At 62.9% G+C, this 21,078-nt stretch carries 19 protein-coding genes; 7 read left to right on the forward strand and 12 right to left on the reverse strand.

Features of this window, described 5'->3' with window-relative positions; all coding sequences use genetic code 11:
- Positions 1–35: 35 nt before the first annotated feature.
- From LXM55_RS12600 to LXM55_RS12620, 5 genes are all read right to left on the reverse strand, one after another.
- Positions 36–431 carry an antitoxin Xre-like helix-turn-helix domain-containing protein gene (locus tag LXM55_RS12600; RefSeq protein WP_233320667.1) on the reverse strand — a complete coding sequence of 132 codons (396 nt, stop codon included), beginning with the start codon at positions 429–431 and terminating at the stop codon, positions 36–38.
- Between the two features lie 278 nt (positions 432–709).
- Entirely contained in the window at positions 710–3,034 is a 2,325-nt protein-coding gene (locus tag LXM55_RS12605; protein WP_233320668.1) for a S8 family peptidase, read from the reverse strand.
- Positions 3,035–3,222: 188 nt separating this feature from the next.
- Positions 3,223–4,212, reverse strand: a complete 990-nt coding sequence (locus tag LXM55_RS12610; RefSeq protein ID WP_233320669.1) for an AAA family ATPase — start codon at positions 4,210–4,212, stop codon at positions 3,223–3,225.
- 85 nt (positions 4,213–4,297) lie between these two features.
- The gene (locus LXM55_RS12615) at positions 4,298–4,894 is read right to left on the reverse strand and encodes a DUF6088 family protein (protein WP_233320670.1); all 597 of its coding nucleotides are present in this window, start codon (positions 4,892–4,894) and stop codon (positions 4,298–4,300) included.
- Positions 4,895–5,268: 374 nt separating this feature from the next.
- Positions 5,269–5,655: a hypothetical protein gene (locus tag LXM55_RS12620; protein ID WP_233320671.1), complete on the reverse strand. Its 387-nt coding sequence runs from the start codon at positions 5,653–5,655 to the stop codon at positions 5,269–5,271.
- Positions 5,656–5,841: 186 nt separating this feature from the next.
- Here LXM55_RS12620 and LXM55_RS12625 point away from each other — a divergent pair, with 186 nt between their 5' ends.
- The 6 genes from LXM55_RS12625 to LXM55_RS12650 all read left to right on the forward strand — a co-directional run bounded on the left by LXM55_RS12625 (position 5,842) and on the right by LXM55_RS12650 (position 13,482).
- The gene (locus LXM55_RS12625) at positions 5,842–6,162 is read left to right on the forward strand and encodes a hypothetical protein (protein ID WP_233320672.1); all 321 of its coding nucleotides are present in this window, start codon (positions 5,842–5,844) and stop codon (positions 6,160–6,162) included.
- 70 nt (positions 6,163–6,232) lie between these two features.
- Positions 6,233–7,135, forward strand: coding sequence for a LysR family transcriptional regulator (locus tag LXM55_RS12630; protein ID WP_233320673.1), 903 nt, complete (start codon positions 6,233–6,235; stop codon positions 7,133–7,135).
- 126 nt (positions 7,136–7,261) lie between these two features.
- Positions 7,262–7,891, forward strand: coding sequence for a glutathione S-transferase family protein (locus tag LXM55_RS12635; protein WP_233320674.1), 630 nt, complete (start codon positions 7,262–7,264; stop codon positions 7,889–7,891).
- Positions 7,892–7,914: 23 nt separating this feature from the next.
- The gene (locus tag LXM55_RS12640; protein WP_233320675.1) at positions 7,915–9,954 is read left to right on the forward strand and encodes a 2Fe-2S iron-sulfur cluster-binding protein; all 2,040 of its coding nucleotides are present in this window, start codon (positions 7,915–7,917) and stop codon (positions 9,952–9,954) included.
- Between the two features lie 203 nt (positions 9,955–10,157).
- On the forward strand, positions 10,158–11,360 hold the full coding sequence (locus LXM55_RS12645) for a DUF3142 domain-containing protein (protein ID WP_233320676.1): 1,203 nt from the start codon (positions 10,158–10,160) through the stop codon (positions 11,358–11,360).
- Positions 11,347–13,482 (forward strand): hypothetical protein, encoded by a 2,136-nt coding sequence (locus LXM55_RS12650; RefSeq protein WP_233320677.1) that lies wholly within the window; start codon positions 11,347–11,349, stop codon positions 13,480–13,482. Before LXM55_RS12645 ends, LXM55_RS12650 begins: the two co-directional genes overlap by 14 nt.
- 260 nt (positions 13,483–13,742) lie before the next feature.
- On the opposite strand, the gene LXM55_RS12655 is transcribed toward LXM55_RS12650, so the two are convergent.
- Positions 13,743–14,354, reverse strand: coding sequence for a LysE family translocator (locus LXM55_RS12655; RefSeq protein ID WP_267924402.1), 612 nt, complete (start codon positions 14,352–14,354; stop codon positions 13,743–13,745).
- A gap of 159 nt (positions 14,355–14,513) precedes the next feature.
- Here LXM55_RS12655 and LXM55_RS12660 point away from each other — a divergent pair, with 159 nt between their 5' ends.
- Entirely contained in the window at positions 14,514–14,987 is a 474-nt protein-coding gene (locus LXM55_RS12660) for an Lrp/AsnC family transcriptional regulator (protein WP_011064366.1), read from the forward strand.
- A gap of 184 nt (positions 14,988–15,171) precedes the next feature.
- Here the strand turns inward: LXM55_RS12660 and LXM55_RS12665 are convergent, their stop codons facing one another.
- From LXM55_RS12665 to LXM55_RS12690, 6 genes are read right to left on the reverse strand one after another with little or no spacing between them, the layout of a single operon-like run.
- Positions 15,172–16,104, reverse strand: a complete 933-nt coding sequence (locus LXM55_RS12665) for a phosphatidate cytidylyltransferase (protein WP_233320679.1) — start codon at positions 16,102–16,104, stop codon at positions 15,172–15,174.
- A gap of 1 nt (position 16,105) precedes the next feature.
- Positions 16,106–16,729 (reverse strand): lysophospholipid acyltransferase family protein, encoded by a 624-nt coding sequence (locus LXM55_RS12670; RefSeq protein WP_233320680.1) that lies wholly within the window; start codon positions 16,727–16,729, stop codon positions 16,106–16,108.
- Positions 16,730–16,738: 9 nt separating this feature from the next.
- Positions 16,739–17,194, reverse strand: coding sequence for a hypothetical protein (locus LXM55_RS12675; protein ID WP_233320681.1), 456 nt, complete (start codon positions 17,192–17,194; stop codon positions 16,739–16,741).
- Positions 17,184–18,527 (reverse strand): phosphatase PAP2/dual specificity phosphatase family protein, encoded by a 1,344-nt coding sequence (locus LXM55_RS12680; RefSeq protein WP_233320682.1) that lies wholly within the window; start codon positions 18,525–18,527, stop codon positions 17,184–17,186. The genes LXM55_RS12675 and LXM55_RS12680 overlap by 11 nt, the downstream gene beginning before the upstream one ends.
- Positions 18,527–20,284 carry a bifunctional alpha/beta hydrolase/class I SAM-dependent methyltransferase gene (locus LXM55_RS12685; RefSeq protein WP_233320683.1) on the reverse strand — a complete coding sequence of 586 codons (1,758 nt, stop codon included), beginning with the start codon at positions 20,282–20,284 and terminating at the stop codon, positions 18,527–18,529. The genes LXM55_RS12680 and LXM55_RS12685 overlap by 1 nt, the downstream gene beginning before the upstream one ends.
- Before the next feature lie 10 nt (positions 20,285–20,294).
- Entirely contained in the window at positions 20,295–20,918 is a 624-nt protein-coding gene (locus LXM55_RS12690) for a CDP-alcohol phosphatidyltransferase family protein (RefSeq protein WP_233320684.1), read from the reverse strand.
- Positions 20,919–21,078 lie beyond the last annotated feature (160 nt).

Consider the following 21,078-nt stretch of genomic DNA (forward strand, 5'->3'; position numbering starts at 1 on the left):
CTTTCTTCGTGGATGTTTGACCAGCCACCTGCCACTCACACACTTAAGGCATCTATTCGTCGATACGTCTCGTACAGCGATATCAGGTCCCCCTGGGACATGATTTCAAGGGGAGAGCGGCCATTGAAGAAATCATTTTGGTTGGCCAGGGAGGGAAAACCATAGAGGTTCTTGGGGTTATCGAAAATAGTGCGCAGTGCCGCGTGAATGTTCAGAACCAAGCTGATCCGCTTCATTTGGTCCGAATCAAGGCGAACAGCCAATTGTCCATCGCCTTGTTTGGTGCGGGAGAGAGTGCTGCGAGAAATGCGCAGAATCTTGCAAATCTGAATGTTGGACGCTTGCCATTTCTCAAGCACAAGCGTTGCCGTTCGTAGACCAGTAGCACACTGACTTCTGGAGAGAGGCTGTGACTCGATTGCCCCATTCATGACAACACCTCACTGCTTTCAAACGTCGCCAGCTACTGCGGAACTATAGCGCACAGCGCTCCCTGCTTGACCCGAAGGATTTGAGTTGGAGCCTCAGTAGCACATTGAACTCAGACGCTAGTGGCTTGACTTGATCGTCCGTATTTTTGCAACGAAAGAAGGCCAAGTATCACTGATACCTGACCTTCTAATTTGTGCTCTATTCGCCGCTCGCTTAGACCCAAAGTCTCACGGGGGTCAGCACTGCCTGTGTTACCTGGCTAAGGAGTAACAAGCACTCACGTTGCGATCACCGTCCGGTTTGCAATCGCAGTGTCGACCGCGTTGTACAGGTCAATGTCGGTCTGCTGCGTCTTGATGGATACGACCAAGCTGTACCTCACCTTTTCGTTGAAACGTCCCTGCTTTACAAGAGTCTTCCACCAACCAGGCGCAGGGTAGATGCCGAGCATACCTAAGCTTGCCAAGTCCGAAGCTGGTCCCTGCCAGATGTCAGAGTGCAGCGAGCCTTTGTGGCGTCCACGCGTTCCTATGAGCCAGTTCTTATCTGGCGTCCCGCTCAAGTATGGCGTCCCATCATCTTCGTCCCGCGCCCGCTTGTTTATGCGTTGACGGAAAAGGGTTTCATCTTCACCTGCGCGGCTGACTTCAAACCGCAAGCCGTGGGACTCATAGCGATAACGACCTTTGAGGCCTCGCTCTGCGACACCAGGGTTTGGTTCGATGAAGTAGGAAAGCGTTACGCGCATTTCAACGTCTATGTTTCCTAGATTTAGCAACTCTTGGTGAGGCCAAGGTAGGAGATGTAGGTGCATATCACGGGCTGTTGCCGGTTTAGAGCTCTGTCTCATGAACGGTTGGATTACGTCCTCGACGATCAAGGTCAGAGAGTTCGACGCACTCCAAAGAGCTCGCCCCACATCTGGGACACCGAAACCGCAGGTCCTAACCAGTGCTTCATAGTCGGTTTTGCTTTCACCTGCGAGGAAGTCTGTTTTCATCCGCGGGGTCCACTCTGCAGAGTGCACCATCAACGCTCGCACCGTCTCTGGCCACAGCCTTGGGTATGCCGAGGAGATCTGCGCAGCCATCCGGGCAGCCAAAGCGGAAGCTGCACTTGTGGCCCAAGTTGTCGCGAAAAGACGGTTTTGTGGCAAGTGTGAAGTGGTCAACAACGATAGTGAGGTGTGGCCATAGGCGCCGTGTACGTCACTTGCTAGGTTTCCGCCTTCGAAAACAACATCAGGCTTCAAAGGCCATGGAGTACGCTGCCACGTCAAAGAAGTAGTGCTATAGGGACTAAGGCTTCCGTGAGCCGCCAGCGCCTGATAGGCCTGAGTCGGAGGGTCGAGTGTCACTTTCTGTGTATAGGCACCCACACAGAGGGCATTCCATGACTGTCCTGGGTCATGAATCCCATCGGTCAGATTACTGTGTGGATACTCCAGATATCTTTGCCCATCTGCATTACCAGCTGAAACAATCATCAGACGTGGCTGCTTACGTTCACCTAGAGCATCCGAGGTTAAGAGATCTACTGCGGCAGACCATGCTGATGGACGCCCTCGATCTCGATTGTCAATGCTGGTAATTGCCATGCTAAAAATTCGTTGCTTTTCAGGCTGGCTAATTTCTGGGCGGGCGACAGCGCTCATTGTCAACGAACCGTAGGGTTCGCTCTGATTCCCTTGGGCTCCGGGTAGCAGCTTTACAGACTCAAGGCGGTGGGAGATCGAAACAGGACCTTGCGCGGAAAGTGGATCAACCAGATCTCCATAAAGCGCAACGCCGGCAAGCCCGGTACCGTGCCCCAAGTTATCCTGTACTCCCCAGTCGGCGTCTACTGTGTACAGATCTGCCATGCCAACGTGATTGGCTAACAAGGGATGGCCAGGATTTACTCCAGTATCGAGCAGACAAACACGGACGCTATTGTCATCGCCGCCTGTTGTGCGCTCTAAGAGCTCGTCAGCCCATTCTCGTTGTTCAACAGGGGGGAGTGCGTCGAAGAATTCCGCTGTTTCCTTGGCCCGTCGGATTTCCGCGACTTCATTGAGCAGAGCCATCGACTCGGTGATGGCTGCCTGCGTAGCGTAGACGTTGATGACCGTGCGCTCTGGAAAGATCAACGCGTCTCGCGAAGTCTGAAACCCGAGGACATCAGCAATTGTACGAAACCGTTGAAGAACGGCAGCTTGATTGTCTCGGGCAGGTAACCAGAACTCCCACCAGATGGCTTCAGTGACAGTCGCTGGCAACGCCGCAGAGTCATCCGTCCAGAGCGCACTGAACGTTGCGGTCCGTATTTCGAGTATGGGGTTCAGGAGAAGGGTATTACGTGGATTGCCTTTGCTGGTGTTGACTTCCAAGTATTGATGTACCAGGCCTTCAAACGCACTGAGCTTTCCATCAGGGACGAAAACAGTCGCAAAATAAGTTTCAGTCGCCCCGTCATAACGTAAATTCAGCAGCTCGATTCGCTGCGGCCCGCGGGCCAAACCCTCAAATGCAAGTTCAAATCCGGGCTCGCTGACAAACTCGATTTGTAGCCCCAACCCATCTTCTTGACCTCTCTGGGATTGAAGCTGAACAGCTTCTGCCATTCGCTGATGCACATGTCCAAGCTGGGTGAGCAGCGAGTTACCATGCCCCCTGCGATCCCTCGGTGGGAAACGAGGTTCCCTTGTCGCAGATGCCGTTGATTGGAACCGTTCTGGCTTCCCTGTTCCTTGGAGATGAAAGTGCCGCCGCTGTCCTGCGTTTGGTTCCGTCATTGAAAAGCTCTACCGGCTTATATTCGTGGTCTTCCGTGGAAAGCCTTGCGCTCCTCAAGGTGCTTTGCCACATCCTTAGCTGCTACCTCTACACGATCGTGGATGATGGCATCTTTAATTGCATCATCTGCTGCCCGCACCAACTCCGCATAACTGAGACCGTTCGCTATTGAGGTGAGCTTGTCCCAGGTCTTTATTGATTTCGAGAAATTTGCGAGTCGGTTCTTTAACACGGCTTGAATCTGTTCCGGATTGGGCAACCCGTATTCGATAACATCATCAAAGCGCCGGAACAAGGCATAGTCGAGAATTTCGGGATGGTTTGTAGCAGCAATGATCAGGCTGTTCGACTGGTCTTGCTCGATCATTTGCAGAAAGCTATTGAGCACTCGACGTATTTCACCAACGTCATTTGCCAGGCCGCGTTGAGATCCAATGGCATCGAACTCGTCGAAGAAGTAGATCCCGCGAGTATCACGGATAGCATCGAAAACCTGCCGTAGTTTGGCTGCGGTTTCTCCCATGAACTTTGTGATCAGGCTGTCGAGTCGGACGATGTACAGGGGGATGCCCAATTCCCCAGCTAGGGCTGAGGCGGTCATCGTCTTACCTGTTCCTGGTGGGCCTACCAAGAGCAGCTTGCGGCGAGGAGAAAGACCGTGAGCTCGGATTTTCTCGAAGTTACGCTGTTCGCTGATAATGCGTTCCAGACGGCCGTGAGTAGTCTCATCCAGAATCATTTCCGAGAAACGGGTCTGAGGAAGAGCAACAGATAACAGGTTGCTCAGCTCACCTCTGGGCTGACCGATAGGAACTGGCTGGCCAGATGGCATCGGCTTTCGCTTTGACTGAGCAGAGTCAATCAGCGTGCGTAAATCTTCAGCAAGTTTTCCGTGTCCTTGCTTAGCTTCGTGTGCAGCCATTTGCATAGCAACGGCAAGGAAATGACTGTCATCTCCTTTGATGTGTGAGCGCAAAAGCGCCTTTAAATGCTCGCCGCTAGCCATGGTTCTCTACCTTTTTCATCTAAATAGTGTAATCGCTAAGACCCGTTGGTCTCCTGGAGTACGCCCTCAAATTCTCGGTCACTCGTCAGTGAGCGCTAAGCTTGCAGTGAATAGTGGCCTTGCCAATGGCCGTAGCCATCCAACTGGGAAGACTAGCGCGTACAGAAGAAAGAAACTCCCATTGTGAGATCGGAAGTCGTTCGTGGAGCTGAATCGCTGCGATCTGCGCATGATCAGGCCCCATCCAGGCCAATGCTCGAACAGCCTCACCAGCCTTCGAGTTCCCTAGTGCCAACATCCAGTAGGGGGCATGCTGGAGTGAAACCTTCACTGGGCCAATGGTGAGTTCCTTACTACGGCCTGTCGTGAGGAAAACCTCTCCCTCGGGAATCTGAGAGGTCAATCCAAACGCTTTCGCAGCGAGCGCTCCATTTCCTGCAATCGCGGATTTTCCTTTCTCTGCAAGCGACCGTGCAACAGCCTCTACCTTAACTCCTGTAGGAGTAGGGGCGACATAAACTCCGCGGGCCACACGTTGCAGACTTCCAGCCTTGGTCAAGCGTGAAAACGCTTGGTCCACCGCGGCTCTACTAGCCAGGTGCAGAAACTCCTTGGGAGCCAGAATACTGCCTTCTGGCAGAGCATGGATTCGCTCCAGGATCGCGGCAGGTAATGAAGGCATGAGAGACGCTCTATTGACAGTAATGTCAGATATTAAAGACTATATCTGACATTCGTTCAAACTCATCACTCTGAGTGGTTAGCAGGCACTGGCTTGCTTTGGAGCTCAAAGCTTTACTGGTGAGCGCCTGAGTCAGGATGGCTGTAGCGCGTACTGAGAAAGCCTTCTAAGGCGTTGAGTCAAACTATGTTGTTTCAGCCTCATCGGATATTCGAAGGTGCAGCGGGGCTGTGACAAACTATGTTGAAAGTTTGGACTGAAGCTAGGGCGCTTTTAGCCAATGTTTCTGGGCGGCTCTGTGACAAACTATGTTGTAGCCGACCAGCTCCAGACGAGCGCCTTGTTGCATGGGGTTCGTTCACATGGCCGCCGACTCAGTTGGGCGTCAGCAGTGAGCGAAAGCGTGCATCGCTGCGGGCTGGGGTCAGGGTATACAGCTGTTCTTTCTTGTCGACCCAGGTGTAGAGCGCGTATTCCTTGTCGTTGTCACCAACGTGTTTGCCCAGGCCATAAACCGAAAGGTGACTGGCCGGGGTATTGCCATAGGTGTAGAACATCGAGCAGGTGCGGTTGCGTTGTTTGTCGCGCCAGGTGTAGTGATGGACGGCTTGTTTGCCAATATATAGGGCCTCGCCATCCACCGTCAGGTTGCCACGATCCAGGCGATCGAAAAGGAAATTCATGGCTTCGATCTCGAAACCGTCATGGTTGAATTGGTCAAGGTTGCCGACCAGCGTGATTGCAGGATTCAAAGTGGGCATATCAAGCCTCTCTCTACTGTGATGGGTTGCCAAATTGGCAAGCTCATCTCAGCGCTATGCCGCGGCCAGCATCAGCAGGAAGCAATTCCGCGACAGCATTTCGATCAGGGCCGTTGTGACCTCATCACCCAGGAAGTTCCGGTTTATGCACAGGCCTGAGCTTTTTTATTCAGCTGTGGAAAACCTATGCAATTGCGCTTGATTCATGGATGGATGATTGCCTTGATCCCGGCGGTCCTGCTGCTGGGCGTCCTGACGCCGGTGCTGTCCAACAGCCTGTTGCTGCTGATGGAGCGGCACAATCGTATTCCGGCCGAATCCTCGATCTGGAGCTTTGAGCCGACCCTGATCAATCAGGGGTCTTCTTCCTATTGGTTGTATGGGGAAGATCGGCACTACTACTTCTATTTTTCTTACGCCGAAGATCAGCCTTACCGGCTGATAGCCAGGAACAACCCGTGCCTGGGATTCGATAGGCACGATGTTGGCACCTGGTGTATCCCCTGAAGCCAGGGCCCTGGATTATGCTGCGGGCTCGCGGCGCCCACCGGGCAGGCGCCGGCAGCCGAGGTAGGCAATGGACAGGTTCCAGGAAATGCAGGTATTCGTCTGTGTCGCTCAGGAGCAGGGCTTCGCCGCGGCCGCGCGGCGCCTGAGCCTGTCGGCCGCCAGCGTTACCCGCGCGGTGGCCGCCCTGGAGCAGCGCATCGGCACCCCGCTGCTGATCCGCACCACCCGCCGTGTGCATTTGAGCGACGCCGGGCAGCGTTACCTGGAGGATTGCCGACGCATCCTCGCCGAGGTCCAGGACGCCGAAGCCTCGGCGGCCGGGGTCCATGCCCAGCCCCGGGGGCTGCTGACCCTGACCGCGCCGGTGCTGTTTGGCGAGCTCTTCGTCACGCCGCTGCTGGTGCGCTACCTGCAGTGTTATCCACAGGTCAGCGTCAACGCCCTGCTGGTGGACCGGGTGGCAAGCATGGTCGAGGAGGGCATCGATGTGGCGGTGCGGATTGGCGAATTGCCCGACAGTGGCCAGCACGGCATTCGCGTCGGCGAGGTGCGTCGGGTGGTGTGCGCGGCACCCGGATTCCTTGCCGCCCATGGTTGCCCGCAACACCCCGATGAACTGCGCCAGGCCCCGATTATTGCGCCGTCTTCCACCGGCCAGGCGCGCCACTGGTCATTCAACGACGCCGGCCGCGCCCTGAGCATCCGCCCCGAACCGCGTTTGCTGGTGAGCGCCAATCAGGCCGCTATCAGTGCCGCCTGCCTGGGGTTGGGGCTGACGCGGGTGCTGTCTTACCAGGTGGCCGACCAGGTTGCCGCCGGTCAGTTGCAGATTGTGCTGGCGGATTTCGAGCTGCCGCCGTTGCCGATCCACGTGGTGTACCAGGGCGGGCGCAAGGCGCCGGCGCGGGTGCGCAGCTTTGTCGATTTCGCCGTGCAGGCCCTGCGCGAGCATCCAGCGCTCAATGGTTGACCGGCTTTATTGCGCTGGATGAAATGCCGGATTGCGCTTTCTGGTGATTCTGTTGTTTTCCGGCAGGGATCAAGATAGCCAGGCCAGCGCGGCACTTGCACCGCGTTCCTGCCTGCGGAGTCGAACATGTCCCTGCTTCCGATCAAGTTCTACAACTTTCCCCGGTCCGGCCACGCGCATCGCGTCGAGCTGATGTTGTCGCTGCTGGACCTGCCCACTGAAACCCTGTTTGTCGACTTGGCCAAGGGCGAGCACAAGCAACCCGAGTTCCTGGCCCTCAACCCTTTTGGCCAAGTCCCGGTGATCGATGACCAGGGCACAGTCCTGGCGGACTCCAATGCGATCCTGGTGTACCTGGCCCAGCGTTACGGTCAGGGCCGCTGGCTGCCCAGCGACCCGGTCGGCGCGGCGCAGGTGCAGCGCTGGCTGTCGGTGGCGGCTGGGCCGATCGCCTTCGGTCCGGCGGCGGCGCGCCTGATCACGGTGTTTGGCGCCACCTTCAATGCCGAGGAAGTCATCGCCCGTGCCCATGCCCTGCTCAAGGTCATGGACCAGGAGCTGGCGGGGCGGCCGTTCCTGGTCGGCCAGCAGGCGACCATCGCCGACGTTGCGGGCTACAGCTACATCGCCCACGCCCCGGAAGGCAACGTGTCGCTGGCGGACTACCCCAACGTAAGGGCCTGGCTGGCGCGGATCGAAGCCTTGCCGGGCTTCGTGCCCATGCCGTCCACGGCGGCGGGGCTGAAAAGCGCCTGAGGCCAGGTTGCGAGGGAGCCATCATGAGCAGCCGTTCCCCTTGGCACGCCGGCGAGCGGCAGCTACAGGCCCTGGCTGGGGTCGCCGAACGCATGGAAGCCTTCGGCGGCAAGGTCATCCGCCAGGCCATGCCCGACCAGCACCGGCAGTTCTACGCCCAGTTGCCGTTCATGCTGGTGGGCGCGGTGGATGCCGAGGGCAACCCTTGGGCGAGCCTTCTCGAAGGGCCTCCGGGCTTTGCCGAGGCGCCCCTGGCGACCCTGCTGCGGGTCGACAGCCTGCCGGCCGCCGATGACCCGGTGCAGTTGCAGCAAGGTGCGGCGCTGGGTCTATTGGGCATCGAACTGCACACCCGGCGGCGCAACCGCCTGAATGGGCGGATCAGCAGCCTCGACCGCGACGGTTTCAGCTTGAGCGTCGACCAGTCCTTCGGCAATTGCCCGCAATACATCCAGCAGCGCGAGCTGCAACGGCTGCCCTTGAGCGACCCGGCCAGCCGGCCGGCCGAGCACCGCGAGAGCCTGGACCTCGCGGCGCAGGCCCTGATCGGCGCCGCCGATACCTTCTTCGTTGCCAGCTACGTCGACCTGCAAGGGCAGCGCTCGGTGGACGTTTCCCACCGTGGCGGCCAGGCCGGGTTCGTCCGGGTCGAGGGCAACTGCCTGACCATCCCGGATTTCGCCGGCAACCTGCATTTCAATACCCTCGGCAACCTGCTGCTCAACCCCCGGGCGGGCTTGCTGTTCATCGACTTTCACAGCGGTGAATTGCTGCAGCTCAGTGGCCGCACCGAGGTCATCCTCGACGGGCCGCTGGTCAGTGCCTTCCAGGGCGCCGAGCGGCTCTGGCGCTTTACCGTGGAGCGGCTGGTACGGCGCCCGGCGGCCTCGTCCCTGCGTTGGCAATTGCAGGGCTTTTCCCCCAACAGCCTGCTGACCGGCAACTGGCCGCAAGCCGAGGCTCGCCTGCGTGCCGCGGCCCTGGGCCAGCAGTGGCGGCCGTTGCGGGTGACCCGGATCGTGGACGAAAGCCTGGGCATCCGTTCCTTCTACCTGGAGCCGGCGGATGCCGCGGGTGTCCCGGGTTTTGTGGCCGGCCAGCATCTGCCGGTGCAGGTCATGCTCGACGGCCAGCCGCTGATTCGCACTTACAGCCTGTCCAGCGCGCCATCCGATGATTTCCTGCGCATCAGCGTCAAGCGCGAAGGCCGGGTTTCCAGCCACCTGCACCAGCAACTCAAGGTCGGCGACTTGCTGCAGGCCCGCGCCCCGCAAGGGCGTTTTACTGCCGACCCGCAGTCGCCCCGGCCCCTGGTGCTGCTGGCGGCCGGGGTTGGCATCACACCGTTGCTGTCGATGCTGCGGGAGGTGCTGTACCAGGGCCGGCGTACCCGTCGTACCCGGCCCACCTGGCTGTTTCAGGGTTCGCGCAACCTCGCCGAGCAACCCTTTGCTGGCGAGTTGCAAACCTTGCGTGAACAGGCCGGGGATTGCTGGCGGCTGGTGCGCCTGCTCAGCCAGCCGGAAGCCGGGGCGCGCCCGGGAGTGGCCTTCGATCATGGCGGACGCATCGATGTGCAGTTGCTGCTGGCGCAGCCGGAGTTGGATGTCGACAGTGCCGACTTCGTGCTCTGTGGCCCCGGGGGCTTTACCCAGGGCCTGTATGACAGCCTGCGCGACCTGGACATCGCTGACCGGCAGATTCATGCCGAAACCTTCGGCCCCTCGACCCTGCGCCGCCGGCCGGACCCCGAGGCTGTGCCATTGAGCCAGCCGCCTGCCGCCACCCAGGCGGTGACGGTACGCTTGCAGCAGGCCGGCCGGGAGCTGTCCTGGGAACCCGCCAGCGGCAGCCTGCTGCAACTGGCGGAAAGCGCCGGCCTGCATCCGCCGTTCAGCTGCCGCGGCGGTTCCTGCGGCACCTGCCAGACTCGGCTGATCAGTGGTCAGGTGAATTATCCACAGGTGCCGGCGCAACTGCCCGAGCCGGGTCAGGTGCTGATTTGCTGCGCCGTGCCCGCTGCTGTGGATAACCTTGCGCCAGCGCTGGTGCTGGACCTGTAGCACAGGGAAAAAAGTCTGTCCGGCGATTGCTGCCAACCGCGCCGCTGCGTAGGCTGGCGGCTGCTTTGTCGCTGTTGCTGCGGGCTGTCGACTGCGGTTCCTTTCCCAGCCTCGCGGGCTCGACGGCGGCTACGGGCAATCTCGATCAGGTGAATGGCGCCCGCTGTTCCAGGGCTTTCAGCGTTAAAGGGAATCAACGATTCATGCTCCCCCGGGTCTTGCTCCGTCTCTGTGTCTTGTTCCTGTGCGGGCTGTTGCTCAACGCCTGCCGCGATGAAGACGCGCCCCCGCTCGACCAGCAACTCTATATCTGGCAACGCCAGTGGACCCCGGCCCACGCCGACGCCCTGGCAGGCTCGCGGGCGGATTTTTCCACCATCCGGGTGCTGGCCCTGCAGGCTTTTCCACAGGCTGGCTGGAAGCGTGCGCGAATCGATGCCGAGCTGCTCAAGCAGGATGGCCGCCCGCTGATCGCCGTGGTGCGCCTGGATGGCCAGTTACCGTCCTTGAACCAGGACGACATTCTCCAGCAGGTGCAGCACCTGCTGGCCGACTGGCAAGGGCAGGGCCTGACCCTGGCGGGCATCGAGATTGACCACGACGCCGGCAGCGCCCGGTTGCCCGCCTATGCCGCGCTCCTGCAGCGGTTGCGCGGGGCACTGCCGCAGCACCTGGCCCTGAGCATTACCGCGCTGCCCGCCTGGCTCGACAGCCGCGAGCTGCCCGGGTTGCTGGCCCAGGTCGACAGCAGCGTGCTCCAGGTCCATGCCGTCAGCGATCCCCGGCGCGGGCTGTTCGATCCGCGCCAGGCCGAACAGTGGGCCAGGCGCTGGGCGAACATCAGCGACAAACCGTTTTACCTGGCGCTGCCGGCCTATGGCGTGGCCTTGCTGCCCGGCACCGCGGGAGCCCCGGTGGTGGAAAGCGAGGCACCCATCGCCCTTGGCGGCCAGCGCCGGGAGTTGATGGCCGATCCGGAGCAACTGCACCAGTTGGCCATGACCTTGCGCCATGACCCGCCAGCCCATCTGGCCGGGCTGATCTGGTTTCGCCTGCCACTCAAGGGCGATGTCCGGGCCTGGAGCCTGGACACCCTGCGCGCGGTGGCGCGGGGCGATGTTCTGGACAGCCGGTTGGGCATCAGCCTGCAGGAGCAGGACGGTCTTTTCGATATTCGCTTGAGCAACCCGGGCAACCTCGATCGGCCCCTGCCTGAACAACTGACCCTGGCCGTTGCCCAATGCGACGGATTCGACGGGCTGGGCGGTTATGCCGCCGAGCTGCGTGACGGCCAGCTGTCATTGACCCGCCAGCAAGCCGGCCGGCTGGCAGCGGGTGGCACCCGGGCCGTGGGCTGGGCCCGCTGTACAAAAATTGACCAAGGAGCTGCACATGTTCGTCCCTAGATCCCGCTACCTGCTGTGCCTGAGCCTGTGCCTGCCCTTGGCCCCGGCCCTGGCGTGCGGCCCGACCTTTCCCATGCGCCTGCTGGGGGATCGCCCGCAGACCCTGGCGCAGTTGCCCGAAGGCAGTTTCCTGTTCGAGGTCAGCCGCCTGGGCAAGCCCATCGTCGGGCTCAAGCCCGTCGTCCAGGATGGCTTCAGCCGCGATTACAACCTGCCTGAAAGCTACGAGGTGCAGGCGCGTAACTGGGCCGAACAGCAAGGGTTGGACGACGCCCAGAAAACCCTGGTCAGGCAGTTGCGCACGCTCAATGACGCGCGCCTGGCGGAGCAGCAAGGGGCCAGCCTGCCGCCGGAGATCAACCTCTACACCGCGGGCGCGGTGGCCTTCAGCGCCGGGGATCACGAGCGGGCGGCGGAGTATTTCCGCAAGGTGCTGGCGCTGCCCGCCGAGCAGCGGGCGCTGCGCAGTACCTGGGCCGCCTATTCCCTGGGCCGGGCTCTGCAAGCCATCAGTGAAGAAGCCAATGAGCTGGATGATCAGGGGCGCAGCGACACGTTGCTGGCGGCGCGCCAGGCCTTCGCCCAGACCCGCCAATTGAATATTGACGGCTTCAGCGACCCCCTGGAACTGGGCATCGCCAGCCTGGGGGAAGAGGCGCGCATTCTGAAGAACCAGAACCACTGGAGCGAGGCCATCGACCTGTATGCCAGCCAGAACCTGATGGGCTCGGACGTCGGCTACAGCTCGCTGAAGCAAGTGGTGGGCGAGTTGGGCGGCCTGTCGGATGCGCAGTTGCGCGAGCAGCTCAAGCAGCCTTCGGTGGCGCGCTTGCTCACCGCTTCGCTGGTCTCGCACCTGGGCTGGTCCTTCGGCGAACGGCCGGAATCCGAGGTGAAGCTGATCAAGCTGCTGAGCCAGGGCACCGCCGGCACTTTCGACAACGCCGACCGGCTGGCGGCGCTGAATTACCAGAACGGCGATTTCGTCACCACCCAGCAGTTGCTCGAACATGCCGGCGACGGTGGCCTGGCCTGGTGGCTGCGGGCCAAGATGGCCGTGCGCAATGGCGACAAGGTGGCGGCTGCCGCGGCCTACGCCAAGGCCGCCGCGGCGTTCCCCCGGGAAGAGAGCTGGGGCTTTCGCGGTGACTATGACGGCAACTACGAAGACCTCAAGCCGGGCTGCCGGGTAGAAGGCGAAAGCGCCGTGCTGGCCCTGGATCGTGGCGACTACGTGCAGGCGTTCGAACTGCTCTACCGCAGTGGCGACATCTACTGGCACGACGCAGCGACCGTGGCGGAGCGGGTGCTGACCCTGGATGAACTCAAGCACTTCGTCGACACCCAGGTACCGGCGCCAGCGCCGACTCCCAAGCAGCCCGATGCCTACTACGAAAGCCTGCCGATTGCCGCCCAGGTGCGCGAGTTGCTGGGGCGCCGGCTGCTGCGTGAAGGCCGCTACGAAGAAGGCTGGGGCTACTTTGATAGCCCGGAGCGCCAGGCCATCGCCAAGGCTTACGGCGAGTACCGGCGCAGCGCCGAGTCGGCCTGGCTGCCCACACGCCGGGCCGAGGCCTATTACCAGGCCGGCAAGCTGGCACGGGCTTCGGGAATGGAGATCCTCGGCTACGAAATGGGCCCGGATTACCACAGCCTGTGGGGCAGCTACAGCCTGGAGATCCCGCCGGTGCAGGCCGGGCCCTTTGTCAGTGCCGATGAAGTGCAGCGCCAGCAAGCCACCACCGCCGAGCCCGATGTGCGCTACCACTACCGCTACGTGGCTGGGGAGCTGGGCAATCGGGCGGCGGATTTCCTGCCCCACACCAGCCAGGCCTATGCCGCGGTGCTGTGCAAGGCGGCGCGCTGGACCCGCGGCAGCGACGCCGAGATCGAGTACTACCAGCGCTACGTGAAGAACGGGCCCTTTGTGGAATGGGCCGGCAACTTCGGCATGAACTGCGAGGAACCGGATTTCGGCAGCGCCAACAAGCGCTACCTGACCCAATGGCTGTCGGCCTCCCGCACGGCGGTGAGCGAGCACAAGCTTGCCGCTGGCGGCGCTGCTGGCGTGCTGTTGCTGGGTGCCGCCTACCTGATCCGGCGCCGCCGCCAACGCGCCTGATCAAGGTCAGGCGCCTGGGGCTCGCTAGCTGAGCACAGGGACGTTGGCTGCGACGGCCTCGTTCGCCACAGCGGGAGAGCTCGCCATAGCGGGAGAGCCTGCTGTGGCGAGGGAGCTTGCTGTGGTGAGGGAGTTTGCTGTGGCGAGGGAGCTTGCTCCCGCCGGCCGCGCAGCGGCCGTAGCAGGTTCACCGCGCATCCCAGCCCAGCCCATCCCCCAAGCCCATCCCAAGCCCACCCATCACAGAGATTTCCCAGTCCTCATGCCTGCTGGACAAAGGTCAGGCGCAGGGCGAAGCCGATCAGCAGGCTGCCGAACAGCCATTGCTGCAAGCGTTGCGCCGACGGGCTGCGCTGCATCCAGCGGCCCAGCCCGGCCCCGGCCAGGGCGTAGCAGCAGTCGAACAGGCCACCCACCGCCACCAGTAGCACCCCCAGGGTGACGAACTGCGGGACCACGGCCCCGGCCTGGGGATCGACGAACTGCGGCAGCAGCACCGAGCAGAACAGCAGCGCCTTGGGGTTCAGCAGGTTGGTCAGCAAGCCGCGCTGGATCGCCTGGCGCCAGCGCAGGGGCGTGGCCGCGGCGCTGCTGTCGAGATTGGGCAGCAGGTTGGCCCGCAGGCACTGGATGCCGATCCACAGCAGGTAGGCGGCGCCCGCCAGGCGCACCACATCGAAGGTCCAGGGCGCGGCCTTGAACAGCGCCGCCAGGCCCAGGGCGGCCAGGGCCACGTGGCAGCCACGGGAGATGGCCAGCCCCAGGGCGGTGGCCAGTGCCTGAGCCTTGCCCTGGCGGGCGCCGGTCTGCAGCAGCAGGATCATGTCGGGGCCGGGCAGCAGGTAGACCACCGCCAGAGCCAGGAAATACATCCACAATTGCGCCACTTTGCACCCCCTTCGTTGTCGAGTCGGTGCGCCCAGTTTAGGGCCGCAGGGGCCGGCAGGTGCTTGCGTAATCAGCCAGCAGAGCGGCGAAAATTGGCATAACCTTCCAGCTTTCAATGGAATGACCAGCCGGATATGCCAAACATGAAACTCGATGCCTACGACCGCAAGATTCTCGCCGCCCTGCAGCGCGATGGCCGCCTGAGCAATGTGCAACTGGCCGAGGAGATCGGCCTGTCGCCGTCACCCTGCCTGCGTCGGGTGCGCATGCTGGAGGAGGCCGGGGTGATTCGCGGTTATCAGGCGACCCTGGACCGCGACGAAGTGGGGCTGGGGCTGACGGTGTTTGTCGGGGTCAAGGTGGAGCGACACAACGACGCCGAGGCCGAAGCCTTCCGCCAGGCGGTGTTGCAGTTGCCGGAGGTGATTTCGGCGTTCCTGGTGTCCGGCGAGTCGGACTTCCTGCTGCAGGTGGTGGTCCCGGACCTGCGCGGTTACGACCGGTTTCTCACCGGCCACTTGCTGAAGATCCCCGGGGTCAGCGACATCCGCAGCAACTTCGCGATTCACACGGTGAAAACCCCAGGGCCCTTGCCATTGGGGCACTTGCCCGGCTGATGATCCTGGCCAGCCGGGTCAGCGCCTCACCGGCATGTTCTAGCTACTGTGGCGAGGGAGCTTGCTCCCGCTCGGTCGCGCAGCGGCCGCAGAATCTGGCTACGCGGGGTGTCAGGTACTTTGCGTTGGCCGGGTCTGGGGCTGCGTTGCAGCCCAGCGCGAGCAAGCTCGCTCGCCACAGGGTTCAGGTCCACCAGTAGCGCACCAGGTGGAAGAAGATCGGCGCGGCGAAGCACACAGAATCCAGGCGATCGAGCATGCCGCCGTGACCTTCGATCATGTGCCCCCAGTCCTTGACCCCACGGTCGCGCTTGATCGCCGACATGACGATGCCGCCGGCAAAGCCCAGCAGGTTGATCAGCAGGGCGATGAGGAACGACTGCCAGACATTGAACGGGGTGATCCAGAACAGCGCGCCGCCGATCAGCGAGGCCAGCAGGATGCCGCCGACAAAGCCTTCCACGGTCTTGGACGGTGAGAGGTTGGGGGCGATCTTGCGCTTGCCGAAGAGTTTTCCACAGACGTACTGCAACACGTCCGACAGTTGCACCACGATCACCAGGTAGGCGATCAGCAACAGGTTGCGGCCTTCGTAGCCGGCGATGTCCAGGGTCAGCAGGGCCGGCACGAAGGACACGCAGAACACTGCGATCATCAGGCCCCACTGGACCTTGGAGGCGCGTTCCAGGAAGTGCGTGCTGTCACCGCCCAGGGACGCCAGGATCGGCAGCAGCAGGAACACGTAGACCGGGATGAAGATCGAGAACAGCCCGTACCAGTCGGAGTAGATCAGCAGGTACTGCAGGGGCAGGGCCAGGTAGAAGGCGGCCACCAGGGCCGGGTAGTCGCTGCGCCGGGTCGGGGTCAGGGTGAGGAATTCGCGCAGGGCATAGAACGACACCGCATAGAACAGCAGGATCACCGCCGCGGTGCCGAGCCAGAAGGCGATGCCGATCACCAGCACCATCACCCACCAGGCGTTGATCCGCGCGTTGAGGTTGTCGATCACCGGGTTGGGCGCGCCACGGGTGCGCCACTGGAGGATGAAACCGATCAGCGAGGCCAGCACCAGAATGGCGCCGATGCCGCCGAACAACATCAGGGTCTGCTTATCCATCTCAGGCGTGCTCCGGGGCCAGGGCCAGCAGCGCGGCGCGGCTGCGTTCGAGGAAGTGTTCCTTGCTTTCGTCGGCTTCCAGGGTCAGCGGCGCGCCGAAACTGGTGGTGCACAGCAGGGGCAGGGGCAGGAAGCGGCCCTTGGGCATGACCCGGTTGAGGTTGGCGATCCACACCGGAATCACTTCCACCTGTGGATAACGCTTGGCCAGGTGGTAGATCCCGCTCTTGAAGGGCAGCAGGCCATCGTCGGGGTTGCGCGTGCCTTCCGGGAAGATGATCAGCGAGTCGCCGTTCTCCAGGGCGTCGAGCATCGGTTGCAGCGGATTGTTATCCACAGCCTCCTTGCGCTCGCGGTCGATCAGCACGCCGTTGAACACCCGGTTGATGATGTAGCGGCGCAAGCTGCTTTTCTGCCAGTAGTCGGCGCCGGCCACCGGCCGGGTCAGTTTGCGCAGGGCCGGCGGCAGCGAGGCCCAGAGCAGCACGAAGTCGCCGTGGCTGCTGTGGTTGGCGAAGTAGATCCGTTGCACCGCGCGCGGCGCCGAACCCAGCCACAGGCTGCGGGCGCCGGTGATGCTACGGGCGGCGGAGGTGATGAGACTGGCGACCAGGGGTTCGAACATGGGCATTCCTTATCCGGCAAAGGTCAGCCACGGGCTGACCAGGATCACGCTCACTATCACCAGCACTTGCGCCGCCAGCAGCAATGCCTGACGGCGCAGCAGGCCAAGGGCCCCACGGCTGCGTTGGTCCCAGGGCCGGCCGGCGCCTTGCGCCGGTTGCAGACCGAGGGCGTTCAGGGCCTGGTCCATGGCCTGGGTGCTGTGTTCCAGGGACGCCGGAGCGTCGGCCACGCGCTGGAACAGGTCGGCGTCGAAGGTCACCCGCAGCGCCAGGTATTTTTCCACCAGCCCCAGCAGCACCAGGGCCAGGCTGAGGAACAAGCCCCCCAGAGTGACGCTGGCCAGCAGGTACTGGCCCAGGCCATACAACGCACCGAGCAGGGTCAGGCCTGTGGATAACTGATCCAGGGCACGGCCCCGGCGCAGCAGGCTGGCCACGCTGTAGAGCTGCATTTCAGTGGACATGGGCCAGGCTCCCGGCGCCGCTCAGTGTTTCCAGCGCCTGACGGTGGGCCGGGTGCAGGACGATCTGCGGGCGTGCCCGCTGGATCTGCACGATAGCCGCATCCATGGTCGCCGCCCGGCCGCTGTGCAGCAGCCAGGCGGCAATCGCCGTGGCGCTGCGCGAGTAACCGAGGGCGCAGCACACCAGCAGCGGGCCTTGCTGGCGCAAGCGTTCAATGGCTTGCGCCGCCGCCAGGCACTGCTCGGGGCTGGGGGCACACAGGTCCAGGACCGGCAGGCTCTGGTAAGCCTGTAGCCCGCGGCTGTCCAGGGGCAACTCGGCGCACAGGTCGAGCACCGCGCCGAATGGGCTGTGCTTGAGCTGTGCCGCGCTCGGCAGGCGGCCGAGCCAGACGTTATCCACAATCTGCACCGGCTGTGGATGGTTTTTTGTCCACAGCCGCGAATTGATCCAGGCCGCCGCCAGGTAAGGGGCCAGCAACCAGCGTGCGGCCGGGCTCAGGCTGCCGTCCTGGCGCTTCTGGAAACCCGCGGCACCGAGCAGGGCGTAGTTCAAGGCCACCAGCAACAACGCCACGGCGGGCCAGATCAGCCACAGTGCGGTGCCGCCAGCGCAGGCTGCCCCGGCGAACAGCAGCGCGCCCAGGCCATAGCGCCAGGCCAGTTGGCGCCGTTTCGGTTCACGGCTCAAGCGCGCGCTGAACAGCGGGCTGGGGCGGTCCAGCGGCCACAGCCAGACGCACAGCCAGCCGGCCAGGGCGCCGGTCGGCACATCGACAAAGTGGTGTTGATAAGTGGTCAGCACCGACACCCCGATCAAGCCGAACCAGCCATGCACCAGCCAGCGCCAGAAGCCCTGGGTATGCCGGGCGTAGCAGACCCAGAGCACCACCAGCAGGGCAATGTGCAGTGACGGCGCCTGGTTGAAGGGCTTGTCGAAGCCGGCCAGCACTTCGAACAGCCAGCCGAACACCCCGTCCAGTTCCGGCCGGGGGAAGGTGAAGCGCAGCGGCCAGAGCAGGAAGCAACTGACCGCGATCAGCTGGGCGGTCAGCAGGCGCAGGGCGTGGCGCTTGAGCTCGTCACGGCTGCGCGGCAGCAGCAGGGAGAAGCCGTAGAGCAGGTCGATGGACCAGTAGGGGACGATGGTCCAGGCCCAGAACGGCATGTGCCGCTCCCAGTCGAAGACCAGGCTGCCGACGTCGTCGCGCTGGGCGGTGACCCAGGTGGCGAAGCCGTAGGTGCTGAAGAACAGCGGCGCCAGCAACAGCAGCCAGAGCACCGCCGGTTTCAGCAGGCCCGGCTCCCGCGCCGGCAAGGCGCCTGTGCTCATCATTGCACCCGTTGCGCCAGGGACACGCTGAAGATCCCCCATTCATCCACGCGCATGGTGACCTTGCGAAAGCCCGCGGCTTCCACCAATTGGTCCATTTCCGCCTGGGTGCGGCGGCGCATGACCCAGGCCTGGCCTTCGCGGTGGCTGGTCAGGGCACGGGCGATCAGCTCCAGCTGCGGGTGCCACGGCTGGCCGGTGTACACCAGGTAGCCACCGGGTTCCACGGCGCTGGCCAGGCCGGCCAGGGAGCCGCCGACCATCTGGTTGTCGGCGAACAACTCGTACAACCCGGACACCACCGCCAGGGTCGGCTTGGGATCGAGGGCGGCAAGGTCCTCGCGGTCGAAGGCGTTGCCTTTGACGAAGCGCGCGATGTCCCCCAGGCCCTTCTCCTGGATCAGGGCACTGCCGTCGCGCACGTTGATGTCGCTGTAGTCGCGCAGCAGGATCGATTCCGGCAGCGGGCTGACCCCTTGCAGCGCTTCGAGGATGTAGCGGCCGTGGCCGGCGGCGATGTCGACGATGCGCACGTCGCTTTGCTGTTCACGGAGTTTTTCCATGGCCAGGCGCAGCAGTTCTTCCACGTGCAGCTTGCGCTGGCGGATGCCGCGCCAGCCGATGGAATTCAGGTAGTTCTGGTCGATCATCCGGCCCAGGGCGGAATGCCCGGTGGGCGTGTTGCGGTAGACGTAGTCCAGGGTGCTGCCGGAGTCGAAGCCGGTGTCGAAGCCCAGCTTGACCCCCGCCGACAGCTGGCTGCCCAGGCGCATGCTGGCGCGGGTGGCGCGCCAGTACAGGTCACGCGGCGAGTTGTGCGGCAGCGGCGCGGCCAGGGCTTCGGATTCGGCGCAGGTGACGCCCAGGCGGTCGGCGTCCAGCAGGGCAGGGCGGTTCAGCGGGCGCGCGAAGTTCTGCAGGATGAAGCGGCGGATGCTGGCCACGGCCGGGGCGCGGTTCTTTTCCCCCAGGGTGTCGTGGAAGAAGCCAGGGAGGATGTGCTTTTCCTTGTGCAGGCTGCCCAGGCGCTCGAAGAACTGCTCCTGGGGCTTGCGGTGCACCACGAAGTCCGAGCCGGAGATCAGCACTTGGGTTGGCACCTGGATCGCCTGGGCGTCGGCCACCACCCGGTCTGCCGCTTCATACAGGCCCAGCAGCACGTTGACCGAGATCGCCTTGGTGATCAGCGGGTCGGCGTCGTAGCTGCGCACGCGTTCCGGGTCGTGGCTCAAGAAGCGCGCCTTGACGTAGCTGTTGACGAAGAAGTTGCCGCGAAAACGCCGCATCAGCGCCAGGCCGGGGCGCGCGAAGGGCACGTACAGCTTGACCTTGAACGCCGGCGAGGCCAGCACCAGGGAGCGGATGCGCGGCGCGTAGTCATGCACCCAGGTGGACGCGATCACCGCGCCGACGCTCTGCGCCACCACGGCGATGTTTTCCTCGGCAATCCCGTGGGCGCTGCCCAGGTGGTCACAGAAGGTCTGCACGTCGCGCACGCTGGTGGCGAAGCTCGGGCTGTCGCCGCGGTCACCCGGGGATTGGCCGTGGCCGCGGGCGTCCCAGGCGAAGAAGTCGACCTGCGGCAGGTTCAGCTCGTCCACCAGGTGGGCAATGCGCCCGGAGTGTTCGTGCCCGCGGTGGAACAGCATCACCGCTTGACGCGGTTCGCCGGGGGCCACTTCGGTGGCTGGCCAGTGGCGGTAAAACAGTTCGACGCCGTCATGGGTCCGGAACGTCTGGTGTTGAGCGTCGCGCATTGCCATTTCCTTATGCAGAGGGAGCGTTGTGCTGAACTTCTTTGAGGCCCTGGCGGACCCGATTGATCAGGGTGTAGACCAGCAGCGCGGCGACCAGTGCCAGCACTGCGTTGATCCACAGGGCGCCAAGCCAGCCCAGGGCGATGCCGGTGGCCAACACGCCGAGGATGAAGGCGCGGTCGCTCTTGCCCATGGGGCCGTCGTAGCGCCGTGACGCACCGACCATCGGCCCGAGTACCCCGGCGTATTCGCTGAACAGCGCCAACAGGGTCACGGCCAGCACCAGCAGCAGGCTGACGCCCGGGAGCAGGGCGAAAGGCAGGATCAGTGCGCTGTCGGCGACCACGTCGCAGAGTTCGTTGAGGTAGGCGCCCAGGCGCGACTGCTGGCCGAATTCCCGGGCCAGCATGCCGTCGATGGCATTGAGCGCCATGCGCAGGATCATCCACAGCGGAATCAGGGCGAACAGCCAGGTGTGGCTGGCGAACAAGGCGATGACGGTGCCGACCAGGAGTGAGACGACGGCGGCCAGTACGGTGATCTGGTTAGCCGTGGTGCCGTTGTCGTACAGGCGCTGCACCAACGGCCGCAGCAAGTTCTGAAAGCGCGGTTTGAGCTGGTAAATCGAGAGCATGATGGGACGGTTCCTTGTCGCACGCGGTGAGCAGGGCTGGATTATTGCCACAAATGCCAGGGGGCTGACATCAGAAGTTTCTTCATGACCAAACAGCTGTCTCTGTGTTTACGACGCACGTCACAGATGAAAAGGCATGGCATGCGACAAAAATTTCACC

It is taken from the genome of Pseudomonas sp. Au-Pse12 (assembly GCF_021341665.1).
GTDB lineage: Bacteria > Pseudomonadota > Gammaproteobacteria > Pseudomonadales > Pseudomonadaceae > Aquipseudomonas.

Excerpts from the sequence above, each read along its gene's own strand:
- LXM55_RS12600 (WP_233320667.1), bottom strand. The coding sequence starts at position 431 with ATGAATGGGGCAATCGAGTCACAGCCTCTCTCCAGAAGTCAGTGTGCT.
- LXM55_RS12605 (WP_233320668.1), bottom strand. The coding sequence starts at position 3,034 with ATGGCAGAAGCTGTTCAGCTTCAATCCCAGAGAGGTCAAGAAGATGGG.
- LXM55_RS12610 (WP_233320669.1), bottom strand. The coding sequence starts at position 4,212 with ATGGCTAGCGGCGAGCATTTAAAGGCGCTTTTGCGCTCACACATCAAA.
- LXM55_RS12615 (WP_233320670.1), bottom strand. The coding sequence starts at position 4,894 with ATGCCTTCATTACCTGCCGCGATCCTGGAGCGAATCCATGCTCTGCCA.
- LXM55_RS12620 (WP_233320671.1), bottom strand. The coding sequence starts at position 5,655 with ATGCCCACTTTGAATCCTGCAATCACGCTGGTCGGCAACCTTGACCAA.
- LXM55_RS12625 (WP_233320672.1), top strand. The coding sequence starts at position 5,842 with ATGCAATTGCGCTTGATTCATGGATGGATGATTGCCTTGATCCCGGCG.
- LXM55_RS12630 (WP_233320673.1), top strand. The coding sequence starts at position 6,233 with ATGGACAGGTTCCAGGAAATGCAGGTATTCGTCTGTGTCGCTCAGGAG.
- LXM55_RS12635 (WP_233320674.1), top strand. The coding sequence starts at position 7,262 with ATGTCCCTGCTTCCGATCAAGTTCTACAACTTTCCCCGGTCCGGCCAC.
- LXM55_RS12640 (WP_233320675.1), top strand. The coding sequence starts at position 7,915 with ATGAGCAGCCGTTCCCCTTGGCACGCCGGCGAGCGGCAGCTACAGGCC.
- LXM55_RS12645 (WP_233320676.1), top strand. The coding sequence starts at position 10,158 with ATGCTCCCCCGGGTCTTGCTCCGTCTCTGTGTCTTGTTCCTGTGCGGG.
- LXM55_RS12650 (WP_233320677.1), top strand. The coding sequence starts at position 11,347 with ATGTTCGTCCCTAGATCCCGCTACCTGCTGTGCCTGAGCCTGTGCCTG.
- LXM55_RS12655 (WP_267924402.1), bottom strand. The coding sequence starts at position 14,354 with ATGTATTTCCTGGCTCTGGCGGTGGTCTACCTGCTGCCCGGCCCCGAC.
- LXM55_RS12660 (WP_011064366.1), top strand. The coding sequence starts at position 14,514 with ATGAAACTCGATGCCTACGACCGCAAGATTCTCGCCGCCCTGCAGCGC.
- LXM55_RS12665 (WP_233320679.1), bottom strand. The coding sequence starts at position 16,104 with ATGGATAAGCAGACCCTGATGTTGTTCGGCGGCATCGGCGCCATTCTG.
- LXM55_RS12670 (WP_233320680.1), bottom strand. The coding sequence starts at position 16,729 with ATGTTCGAACCCCTGGTCGCCAGTCTCATCACCTCCGCCGCCCGTAGC.
- LXM55_RS12675 (WP_233320681.1), bottom strand. The coding sequence starts at position 17,194 with ATGTCCACTGAAATGCAGCTCTACAGCGTGGCCAGCCTGCTGCGCCGG.
- LXM55_RS12680 (WP_233320682.1), bottom strand. The coding sequence starts at position 18,527 with ATGAGCACAGGCGCCTTGCCGGCGCGGGAGCCGGGCCTGCTGAAACCG.
- LXM55_RS12685 (WP_233320683.1), bottom strand. The coding sequence starts at position 20,284 with ATGCGCGACGCTCAACACCAGACGTTCCGGACCCATGACGGCGTCGAA.
- LXM55_RS12690 (WP_233320684.1), bottom strand. The coding sequence starts at position 20,918 with ATGCTCTCGATTTACCAGCTCAAACCGCGCTTTCAGAACTTGCTGCGG.